This is a genomic window from Mesorhizobium sp. Root102, from assembly GCF_001425625.1.
GTDB lineage: Bacteria > Pseudomonadota > Alphaproteobacteria > Rhizobiales > Rhizobiaceae > Mesorhizobium.
On the sequence record NZ_LMCP01000001.1, the window covers coordinates 514482 to 525416 of the forward strand.

The 10935-nt window shown below is 63.3% G+C and carries 12 protein-coding genes; 5 read left to right on the top strand and 7 right to left on the bottom strand.

What is annotated here, in order from left to right:
• Positions 1-32: 32 nt before the first annotated feature.
• From araD1 to ASD12_RS02420, 5 genes are all read left to right on the top strand, one after another.
• On the top strand, positions 33-1031 hold the full coding sequence (gene araD1, locus ASD12_RS02400) for an AraD1 family protein (RefSeq protein WP_056581587.1): 999 nt from the start codon (positions 33-35) through the stop codon (positions 1029-1031).
• 52 nt (positions 1032-1083) lie between these two features.
• Positions 1084-2109, top strand: coding sequence for an ABC transporter substrate-binding protein (locus tag ASD12_RS02405; protein WP_056581589.1), 1026 nt, complete (start codon positions 1084-1086; stop codon positions 2107-2109).
• A 76-nt stretch (positions 2110-2185) separates the two neighbouring features.
• On the top strand, positions 2186-3289 hold the full coding sequence (locus tag ASD12_RS02410; RefSeq protein ID WP_056581590.1) for an ABC transporter ATP-binding protein: 1104 nt from the start codon (positions 2186-2188) through the stop codon (positions 3287-3289).
• Complete coding sequence (locus ASD12_RS02415) at positions 3286-4158, top strand: ABC transporter permease (RefSeq protein ID WP_056581591.1); 873 nt, start codon at positions 3286-3288, stop codon at positions 4156-4158. Before ASD12_RS02410 ends, ASD12_RS02415 begins: the two co-directional genes overlap by 4 nt.
• Entirely contained in the window at positions 4155-4955 is an 801-nt protein-coding gene (locus tag ASD12_RS02420; protein ID WP_056581592.1) for an ABC transporter permease, read from the top strand. Before ASD12_RS02415 ends, ASD12_RS02420 begins: the two co-directional genes overlap by 4 nt.
• Before the next feature lie 15 nt (positions 4956-4970).
• On the opposite strand, the gene ASD12_RS02425 is transcribed toward ASD12_RS02420, so the two are convergent.
• The 7 genes from ASD12_RS02425 to ASD12_RS02455 form a co-directional block, all read right to left on the bottom strand.
• Complete coding sequence (locus tag ASD12_RS02425) at positions 4971-6374, bottom strand: FAD-binding oxidoreductase (RefSeq protein ID WP_056581596.1); 1404 nt, start codon at positions 6372-6374, stop codon at positions 4971-4973.
• Between the two features lie 145 nt (positions 6375-6519).
• Positions 6520-7779, bottom strand: a complete 1260-nt coding sequence (locus tag ASD12_RS02430; RefSeq protein WP_056581599.1) for an ABC transporter substrate-binding protein — start codon at positions 7777-7779, stop codon at positions 6520-6522.
• 48 nt (positions 7780-7827) lie between these two features.
• On the bottom strand, positions 7828-8256 hold the full coding sequence (locus ASD12_RS02435) for a hypothetical protein (protein ID WP_056581601.1): 429 nt from the start codon (positions 8254-8256) through the stop codon (positions 7828-7830).
• Positions 8253-9308 carry an aldo/keto reductase gene (locus ASD12_RS02440; protein WP_056581604.1) on the bottom strand — a complete coding sequence of 352 codons (1056 nt, stop codon included), beginning with the start codon at positions 9306-9308 and terminating at the stop codon, positions 8253-8255. Before ASD12_RS02440 ends, ASD12_RS02435 begins: the two co-directional genes overlap by 4 nt.
• Positions 9305-9658, bottom strand: coding sequence for a TIGR04076 family protein (locus ASD12_RS02445; protein ID WP_056581605.1), 354 nt, complete (start codon positions 9656-9658; stop codon positions 9305-9307). The genes ASD12_RS02440 and ASD12_RS02445 overlap by 4 nt, the downstream gene beginning before the upstream one ends.
• A 1-nt stretch (position 9659) precedes the next feature.
• Complete coding sequence (locus ASD12_RS02450; RefSeq protein ID WP_056581606.1) at positions 9660-10142, bottom strand: DUF3830 family protein; 483 nt, start codon at positions 10140-10142, stop codon at positions 9660-9662.
• Entirely contained in the window at positions 10139-10873 is a 735-nt protein-coding gene (locus tag ASD12_RS02455; protein ID WP_082525230.1) for a GntR family transcriptional regulator, read from the bottom strand. The genes ASD12_RS02450 and ASD12_RS02455 overlap by 4 nt, the downstream gene beginning before the upstream one ends.
• Positions 10874-10935 lie beyond the last annotated feature (62 nt).

The window sequence follows — 10935 nt, forward strand, 5'->3', positions numbered from 1 at the left end:
CCCGTACGGCTTCAAAGAAAGAAGGTTAGTTCATGCGTCTTGTTCAGTTCAAAATGGCCGACGGCAAGAGACGGGTTGGCCGTGTCTCGGATGACGGCAATCATCTGCACCCGCTCGAAAAGACCAGCACCGTGCTGGAGTTGGCCGAAGCGGCGATCGCCCAGAGCGCGTCGATCGCAGCGCTGGTCGAGAAGCGGACCGGCACAGCGACGATCGACTACGACCAACTGTTGCGCGATGGCCGTGTGCTGGCCCCGGTCGACCACCCGGAACCGGCGCGCTTCCTCGTCACTGGCACGGGCCTGACCCATACCGGCAGTGCCGCCGCACGCGACAAGATGCATGTGCTGACCCATGGCGAAGACGCCGAGGAGTCCGACTCGCTGAAGATCTTCCGCATGGGCCTGGAAGGCGGCAAGCCCGCCGCCGGGCAGATCGGAATCCAGCCCGAATGGTTCTTCAAGGGCGTCGGCACCTGTGTCGTACCGCCCGGTGCGCCGCTGCCGATGCCCGCTTTCGCGCGCGCCGGCGCCGAAGAAGCCGAGATCGTCGGCCTCTATCTCAATGGGCCGGACGGCCGTCCCTACCGCATCGGCTATGCGCTCGGAAACGAATATTCCGACCATGTGACGGAGGCCGAGAACTACCTCTATCTCGCCCATTCCAAGCTGCGCTCCTGCTCGATCGGGCCGGAGCTGCTGATCGGCGACCTGCCCGACGAAGTGCGCGGCCATTCGCGCATCCTGCGCGACGGTGCTGTTATCTGGGAGCAGGAGTTCCTGTCGGGCGAAGCGCACATGTCGCACTCGATCGCCAATCTCGAACATTTCCATTTCCGCTACCCGATGCACCGCAGGGCGGGCGACCTGCATGCCTATTTCTTCGGCGCCGCGGTGATGAGCTACGCCTCCGGCGTCAAGACGGCCTCCGGCGACGAATATGAAATCCAGGCACAGACATTCGGCAAGCCACTGCGCAACCGGATGGTGTCGGTGCCGGACGAGGGACTGGTCGCTGTCACCCAGCTGTGACGGCGAAAGTCCGGAAAGTGCGGTCCACCAGAATGATAATGGGAGATTGAAAATGGGACTGAAAAAACTGTTTCTGAGAATGGCAACGATCGGGCTTGGCATCGGCCTGATGACATCGGCGGCGCTCGCCGCGAACCTGCGGGTTCTGGCCTGGGACGGCTACGCCGATGCCGACTGGGTCAAGGACTTCACCGCTGCAACCGGCATCGGCGTCGATGTCGTCTTCATCGGCAGCGATGACGAGATCTGGGCCAAGATCAAGGGCAGCGAAGGCCAGGACTTCGACGTCTTCGCCGTCAACACCGCCCAGCTGCAGCGCTATATCAAGGCCGACCTGGTGTCGCCGATCGACGTCACGAAGCTCGCCAACCAGAAAGAAGTGCTGCCGCGCTTCCGCGATCTGACGGCGGTGAGCGGCGTCACCAAGGATGGCAAGGTCTACGGCATTCCGTTCTGCTTCGACTCCATCGGCCTGATCTACGACACCGACAAGGTCAAGCCGGCGCCGACCTCGATGTCGGTTCTGTGGGACCCGGCCTACAAGGGCAAGGTGCTGGCATACGACAATGGCGAGCACAATTTCTCCTTCACCGCGCTGACACTTGGCTACAAGGATCCGTTCAACCTCAACGAAGAGCAGATGGCCGCGGTCAAGGCCAAGCTGGTCGAACTCAAGCGCAACGTGCTGAGCTTCTACACCACCGCCGACGAGGCGCAGCAGATCTACCAGAACAATGATGTGGCCCTGATCTGGGCCAATTACGGCCAGCAGCAGGTCAAGGCGCTGCAGAAGATCGGCGCCCATGTCGCCTACGTCAATCCAAGCGAGGGCGCGCTTGCCTGGCTCGACAACTGGGTCATTTCCAAGGGTGTCCGCGACAATGCGGCGGCCGAGAAATGGATCGACTTCATGCTGAGCAAGAAGGTCGGCGGCGAGCTTTCCGAGCGCACCGGCTTCGGCAACACGGTGACGGAAACCGGCAGCGCCGGCGGCAACGACAAGCTGGTCTGGCTCAACAATGTCGAGGACCCGCTCAAGCGTTCGGACATGTGGAACGAGGTCAAGGCGACGCCCTGATATTTCCGCACTGTGCCTTCGAAGGACCCGGCGGTCCGGAGGTTCCGGACCGCCGAAGCGTATGCGAGAGTATCTCATGAACCAAAACACCGACCTGCTGACGCTGCGGTCCGTCTCGAAATCCTACGGCACGGTCCCTGTGCTGCACGACATCGACCTGTCGATCCGGGACGGTGAGTTCCTCACCGTGCTCGGGCCTTCGGGCTCCGGCAAGACCACGGTGCTACGGCTGATCGGCGGACTGGAGCCGCTGACGTCAGGCGAGATCCGGCTTGACGGGCAAGACATCGGCCGCATGCCGATCAACCGACGGCCGTTCAACACCGTGTTCCAGGACTATGCGCTGTTCCCGCACCTGACCGTTTCCGGCAATGTCGGCTACGGGCTTTCGGTTCGCCATATCCAGCGCAAGGAGATTGCGCGCCGTGTCGCGGAGGCGCTGGAGTTGGTCCAGCTCGGGCGTTTCGCCGACCGCTTTCCGGCGCAGCTCTCCGGCGGCCAGCGCCAGCGTGTCGCGCTCGCCCGTGCGCTGATCTGCCAGCCGCGCCTGATCCTGCTCGATGAGCCGCTCGCCGCACTCGACCTCGAACTGCGCCGGCAGATGCAGGAGTTCCTGAAATCCATCCAGCGCGAAATCAAGACCACCTTCCTGTTCGTCACCCATGACCAGGAAGAAGCCATCGGCATGGCCGATCGGATCTGCGTGATGGAGGCCGGCCATATCCGCCAGCTCGGCACGCCGCACGACCTTTACTACAAGCCGAATTGCGAGTTCGTCGCGCGCTTCTTCGGCGAGAACAATCTGGTGGCCGGGAAACTCGGACCGATCCAGGGCGAGCTGAGATCGATCGAGACACCGCTCGGGCACCTGATTTGTTCGATCAGCGACCAGCCGCATTTGAAGGTCGCAGCGGAAGGCGCCGGCGCCTACGCTGCGTTCCGTCCAGAAGCGTTGCATCTTGCGGATGCAAAGGACACCGACAACCGTTTTTCCGGCACGATCTCCGACATGGCCTTTGCTGGCTCGTCGACCGTCGTCACCATCGCGGCTGGCGCCGACAATGCCGCGCAACGCTTGCGGCTGCGCGTGCCGAGCCGGGTCGACGGCAGCGCGCTCAAATCCGGCGAGGCTGTATCGCTCTCGTTTGCGCCGCATGAAGGCCATCTGGTGCTGGCATGAGCGAAACCGGCTCGACACTGCCTGCCGAAAGACGGCTGTCGCTGCTGGTGACAGTGCTGGCGTTTGCGTTGCCGGTGATCTTCGTCCTGGTGCCGCTGGCGATCTTCCTCGGCTACAGTTTCTTCAGCGTCGACCAGGGCACGATCGTCTACGGCTTGTCCCTGGGCAACTATATCAGGTTCTTCACCGATCCGATCTTTCTCCCGGTGTTCTGGAATACCATCGTGCTGTGCGTCTCGGTGGCCATCATCTGCATCCTGCTTGCCTATCCCGCCGCCTATTTCCTGACGACGCTGAAAGGGCGGTGGCGTTATGCCTTACTGATGTTGCTGCTGGTTCCCCTGCTGATGAGCTACGTCATCAAGATCTATGCGATCCGCAGCATCCTCGGCCTCAACGGCTTCCTCAACAAGGCGCTGGTGGCGCTCGGCATCCTGCAGGAGCCGTCGACGCTTTTCGTGTTCAACATGAACGCCATCCTGCTGACGCTGACGCTGCTCTTGATCCCTTTCGCCATCCTGCCGATCTTCCTGTCGCTGGAGCGGATTCCGCAGGTGCTGCTGCGGGCGTCCGACGATCTCGGAGCAAGCGGCTTGCAGACCTTCCTGCGCATCACCTTGCCGCTCAGCCTGCCCGGCGTCGCTTCTGCGGCGAGCTTCGTCTTCGTGCTGGCGATCGGCGATTTCCTGACGCCGCAAATGGTCGGCGGGATCAGCGGCTTCACCTTCGGCCGCATCCTCTACAGCCAGTTCGGCACGGCCTACAACTGGCCGTTCGGCGCAGCGCTGTCGGTGGCGCTGGCAGTCGTGGTGATCGCGGCGATCCTCATCGGTGAACGCTTCGGGCGCAATCGGGGGATTTCGGTATGAGCGCCCTGCCCCGGCTGTCCACCATCTTTCTGGCCGCGATCACGACACTGGTTGCGCTGCTGCTCTACAGCCCGCTGTTCGTACCGATCGTGTCGTCGTTCTTCACCATTTCGCATGGCAATGTCGACTGGTCGTCTCCGACCCTTTCGACCTATGTCGCGCTGGCCGAAAATCACGACATATTGGTTGCCTTGCGCACCACGCTGATCGTCGGTGTCTGCACCGTCATCCTGTCGGTGGTCAGCGGAACGCTGCTGGCGCTCTACTATCACGGTCGCCGCTCCGGACGGTCGCTGCTGCAGTTCATCATCTTCCTGCCGTTCCTGATGCCGCCGATCATCAGCGGTCTGGCGCTGCTGATCTTCTTCCGCGAAATCGGCCTCGAACGTTCGCTTTTGACGGTCGTCATCGGCCATACGGTTTTCGTGCTGGCGATCGTCTACCGCACGGTGCTGATGCGGCTGCAGTCGATGAGCCGCACGCTGATCGAAGCGTCCTACGATCTCGGTGCCACGGGCTGGCAGACGTTCTGGCGCATTATCCTGCCAAACCTGTCGAGCGCCATCGTCGGCGGCGCCATCCTGGCCTTCGCCCTGTCGTTCGACGAGACCATGATCACCATCCTGGTCACCGGCACGCAAAGCACGCTGCCGGTCAGGCTGTGGGCGATGATGCGGCTTGGTTTCTCACCCGACATCAATGCGCTGGTGGCGCTGATCCTGATGTTCACCGTGCTGCTCTGCGTGCTCGCCGCCCGTTTTCTCATCCCCAGGCAAGTCGCGACGGAACGGACTTGAGTTGCCGGGCAATCGTCATCGGGAGAAGGCGATTGGGTTGAGGTCGAAGACCCGTCCCCGATTGAGGATGTTTCTGGGGTCAAGCGCTGCCTTCAGCCGCCGCATCGTGGCGATTTCGGCATCACTGCGGACCAGATGCAGCCACTTCTTCTTGTCGATGCCGATGCCATGTTCGGCCGAAACACCACCTCCGGCAGCTGCCACGCCGCGATAGACGATGTCATATGCCACCGCCGGATCGACCGTCAGGACTTGATAGTGCAGATTGCCGTCGCCGAGATGGCCAAAGACATAGATGTCGGCGCCGGGATCCACGGCATGGATGGCGATATCCGCTTCCCGCAGGAATGCTCCCATGCGGGCCAACGGGATGCTGACGTCGACGCTGATCAGACCCTTGATCGAAAACAGGACGCGATTGGCGTCTTCGCGCACGTCCCACAGCGCCCGGAATTCGCGCGGTGACTGCGAGACCACCACATCATCGATGACACCGTCTTCGACCCCCTGCATCAGTACCTCGGCGAAGCGCTCGCCGTCACGTTCGGGCTCGCTGCCCTGGATCTCGGCCAGCACATAGACGGGCGAGCCGGCCGGCAGCGGCGCCGGCATGGCCATGCTGGCGACCATAAAGTCATAGAGCGGTGCGAAATTGACCTCATAGGCGGACAGGAGCGGGCCGAGCTTTTGCCGCAGCAACCCAAGCAGCGCGATCGCCGCATCGAGCGAGGAGAGCGCGCAGAAAGCGTTGACCTCGGACGCCGGCTTGGGATGCAGCCTGAGCGCGGCGCGTGTGACGACGCCGAGCGTCCCTTCCGTGCCGATGAAGAACTGGTTGAGGTCGTAGCCGGAATTGTCCTTGGGCAGGGCCTTGAGCGACGTCAGCACGCTGCCGTCGGCAAGCACGGCTTCCAGCCCCAGAACCTGCGCCCGGCACATGCCATAGCGCAGCACGCGGATACCGCCGGCATTGGTGGCGATATTGCCGCCGATCGTGGCCGAACCGCGTGCGCCGATATCGATGCCGAACATCAGCCCGGCGCCGTCGGCTGCTTCCTGCACTACCTGCAATGTCGCGCCCGCTTCAGCGACGATGCTCGCAGCCCGGCGATCCGGAACGGCGAGGCTGGTCATCCGCTCCAGCGACAGCACCACCTCACCCGGCTGCACACGCGCAGCACCTGTCAGCCCGGTGCGTCCGCCCTGCACGGCAAGTGGCTGTCCGAGATCGTTGCATGCGGCGAGTGCTGCCGCGACGCCTTGTGTGTCGCGCGGGCGCAGCACCGCTTCGGGAAGCGCACCCAGCTTGCCGTCGGGATCGTCACGATAGCGCTGGTCCACATCCGCGCCAGCGAGCACGCCGCCCGCACCTAGCCGGTTGTCGAGAACAGACAGGAGCTGTTGGATTTCAGGCGACATCGGCCGATCCTATCGATGATCGCCTGCCGGTCAAACGCTCGTCCACGCAAAGCGACGTCGTCCGTGTCCGCAGTAATGCGAAACAGGACAATCGTCCGGTATCGACCACGATGGGATCGTGATCGATACCGGGGAATACGTTGTCTTACTGAAGTTTCGCCTGCAACGCGTTGACGTCATCGGTGGTCATTTCGCCATCGGTCGCCACCTTGCCGTCGACGATCTTCCACAGCCGGAACGGGCCGGTGATGTCGCCATATTTATCGAAGGCGACCGGGCCGATGACGCCTTCGTAGCGGATCGGCTTGCCCTCCTTGATGAGGCCGAGCGCCTTGGTGAACTCTTCCTTGCCGGCAAAGATCGGCGTGCCGGCCGGATCGACCGCCTTGTACATCGCGTCCTTGATCTTGGCCGGATCCTCCGAGCCGGCAATGGCGATGGCGAGACCAACAATCGCGCCGGCATCATAGGAACGGTCGGCCGCCGGATTGGACGGCTCGATGCCGGAGAATTCCTTGTAGTTCTTGGTGAAATACTCCGTCGAGGCCGTCGGGCTGGTCCCGGAGGAGGTGCCGTAAGCTTCCTTCAGATAGTCGGCGCCGACGGACTCGATGAAATCAGGGCTGTTCATGCCGTCGTTGAGCAGGAATTTCTGCACGCCGCCCTGCGAGATCCAGGTGCGGGCAACCGTAGCGCCATCGACCGGCGTGCTGACGAGATAGAGCCCGTCCGGTTCGCCGGCCATCGCCGCCGTGACTTCCGAGGCATAGCTCGACTGCTTTTCATTGTAAGGCGTGTCGGAGACGATGGTGCCGCCGAGCGCTTTGTAGGCGCGCGAGAATTCGGCCACCATGTTGACGCCGAAATCGTTGTTGACATGGATGATCGACAATTTCTTGAAGCCCTTGTCGATGGCGTATTTGGCGGCGGCGACGCCCTGCAGCGCATCCGAGGTGATGGTGCGGAAGAAGATGCCGTTGGTCTTGCCGTCGCGGCCGAGCGCCGTCAGCGTCGGCGAGGACGAAGCCGGCGAGACCTGGACGATCTTGGCCGGTGCCGTGACCGAGGTCAGGATCGGGATCGACACCGACGAGATGATGCCGCCGATGATGACCGGGACCTTTTTGACCTGAACCAGCTGCGTGGCGGCATCGACCGCGATGTTGCCCTGGCTCTGGCTGTCGCGCGTGTCGGTGACGAGATCGCAGCCGCGCACGCCGCCGGCGGCGTTGATGTCACGGAAGGCCATCTCGACCGACTTGGCGCCGGCCTGGCCGTATTCGCCGGCAGGCCCGGTCAGTTCCATGACGAGGCCGACGGTGATCTTGCAATCGGCGGCTTGCGCGGCACCCGCCATCGTCACGAGGGCGAGCGCGGTGGTGAGTTGGAGTATCGTCTTTGTCATTGTTGTTCCCCTTTCGTTACTCAACTGTATCTGATCTCTGGAGCCTGTTCAGCGTTCCGGCACCTGCAGCCAGGTTTCATGCAGATGTCGCCATTCGACGCCGTTGGGCGCCGATGAACTGGTGGTGAAGACGGCGCTCGACTGGCGGCGGCTATGCTTGCCTGCGCGCAGCTGCGCCTCGACGTAGAAGACGACGATCGTGTCGGCGTCCTGCCAGCCGGGCCGGATGTCCTCGATCGAAATCGCGAAACCGTCGTCACAAGAGGCGCGGCTGGTGCGAACATGATCGACGACCGCTTGGCGATCGAGGATCTGCCCATCCGGCGCGACCATGCCGAAGTCTTCGCCCATGGCGCCTTCGAAGCGGCCGAAGTCCACCGTGTTGGCTCGCGCGGCGACGAACCAGTCGACGAAGAAGCGATGCAGGTCGATGACCTCGGCGCTGGCGCGCGAAAACAGGGAGGGTTCGCCGCTCATTTCTTCCCCGCATTGAGGTTGTAATGCATGATCGAACCGTGGCGGCCGTGGCGGTCGCGCTCCAGCGTGTAGACATCGCCTTCGAGGCCGGCGCCTTGCGCGATGATGGCCGCTATCCGCGCCCGGTCCTCGGCATCGAGCGCAACGTCCATGATGCCCGCATTGGCCAGCGCATGCGCCTGATTGCGGGCGCCGACAATAACGGCCGCCACTTGCGGCTGCTCCAGCACCCAGGCGCTGGCGATGGTGGCAAGGTCGACGCCGTGACGGTCGCCAACGGCCTTCAGCGCCTGAAGCAACTGCTGGAACAAGTCCCAGCCGCCGAAATCATCGATGATCAGCTTGTATTTGACCAGCGAGCGGTTTTCGAGCGGCGTGGCCGGTTCCGCCACACCGAGCCATTTGTCGCTGAGGAAGCCGCCGGCCACCGAGCCGTAACAGAGGAAGCTGACGCCGTTCTGTTTTGCCAGCGCCGCCAGGCTGGTGCCCGGCCGCTGATCGAGCACCGAATATTGCAGTTGCTGGCTGACCAGCGGGATGCCGGCGGCGAGGATTTCGGCAAGCCGCGGCGTGTCGAAATTGGTGGTGCCGAGATTGCGCACCTTGCCTTCCAGCCGAAGCTCGTTGAGCCAGCCCATGGCCTCGACGTAGCGAGGCTGGTCATAATCCCACCAGTGGAACTGGACGAGATCGAGCCGCTCGGTCTTCAGCCGCCGCAACGACTGGTCGACGATGCCCCTGATGTAATCGCGGCTGATGGTGGCCAGCCGTTCAAGGTCGGGCACCAGCTTGGTGTGCACCTTCATCCTGGCCGCAACGTCGAGGCCGCGCTCGCTGGCCAGTCGCAGACGAGCGGCGCCGATCAGTTCCTCGACGCCGGTGTAGATGTCGGCGCAATCATAAGTCCAGATGCCGGCATCGAAGGTGGCGATCAGATCGGCCACCGCTTGGCTGCGGTCGATGGCGCCGTGGCCACCGGCCAGTTGCCAGCCGCCGCGAATGACGCGCGAGATGGTGTAGCCGGGGCCGAGTTCGAAGGTCTTGGCAGTCATTTCAGGTCATTCTCCTCCGGCAACGGCACGGCCGTGGTATCGGCGTGGCTGAACCGCCGCTTGGCCAGCCTGACGATCCTCAGCCGGCTGGCGCAATTGGGATCGGGACAGGCGATCTCGGCGTCCGAGGTCATCCAGTCGTTCGGGTGGGTAGGACGCTGCTTGGCCGCCAGCAGCGGCAACACGGCGGAGATCGAATAAATCGAAAACCCCTGCCCTGCAGGCATCGACAGCATCTCGCCCTTGAGCTCGAAATAGTCGCCGGCCTTGGCGCCGCAATAGATCGGTTTGCCCTCAGGGATGACCGCCTCGACGCGAAGGTCGAACAGCTCGAAACTGTCGTCGGCCATTTCAGGCCTCCACCAGGCTGAAGGTGACATCGCAGGCGCCGTTGCGGCGGATGACACCGCAAGCGGCGGCGAACTGATCACGCTCTTCGACCCGTACCTGCGCCACCACGCTGCCGGCCAGCCAACCGATCGGAAACAGCAGCCGCGCACCCTGCCCGTAATACAGGCCGATGTCGAAGATCGCATTGGGGTTGCCGCCCCACATGCGTGGCGGCACATAGGACAGCACGATGTCGCCTGGCTGCGGCGTCAGCGTCGCGTTCTCGGCCGGCAAGGGCCTGGCATAGGCCTGGCCCTCAATATCGGCGGCGGGAACCGGACAGGAGATTTCCGGCCCCGTCCACATCGCATGGATGCCTGGCACGACACGTGGCGTGCCGAGATACGCCTTGAGGAAGGCAGCGTTTTCCGGCGCTTTCCCGGGCAGCAACAGCGCCGTGACGGAAAGCTTCGAGCGCGGCTCGGTGATCCTGATGGAGGTCATGTCTGGTCTTTCGCGGCGGCAGCCTGCAGCTTGCTGCGCAGGAAGGTGAAGGGCCGGCTGATGTCGGCGACCAGCGACTCGCGCGCCGCCTGCGCATCCCCCGTGGCCAGCGCCGTGACGATGCGGCGGTGGTACTGGGCGGTGTCTACCTCGCCGGCTTCCGAGAAGGCATAGATGGCGACACGAATACAGGGACCCGATTGCAGCCACAGGCTCTCGATCATCGGGATCAGCACGGCCGAACCGCAGGAGCGGTAGATCTCGAAATGAAAGCTCTGGTTGAGCGTCACTTCGCGATCGACGTCCTTCTTGTGCTTCAGCGCCCGCATCTCGTCCCATTCGCCCAGAATGGTTTCGATGGTGGCGATCTGGCGCGGACCCATGCGGGCGGCGGCCAGCGCGATCGCCTCGCCCTCGATCAGGATGCGGGCACGCAAGAGATCATCGAGGCGTTCCAGTGTGATCGGCGGCACGCGCACCGAACGGTTGGGCAGCGCCTCCAGCGCCTTTTCCGTGATCAGCCGGCCGAGCGCCTCGCGCACCGGCATGGTCGAGGTGACCAAGGCGTCAGCCAAACCCCGGATGGTCAGCACCTGACTCGGCTCGAACAGGCCGCCGATCAGGGCGCGGCGCAGTTCGGAATACACACGATCCTGCACTGTCTCGCGGCCGACCGGCGCAAGCTGGGCCGCGATCGCCTCGTTGTTCTTTTCGATGGCAGCCTTTTGCATGGAATTCCGTTCTTGGCCGGTTTTCGGCTTGCGGATGAAATTAAAGCCGAATAGCGTGATCA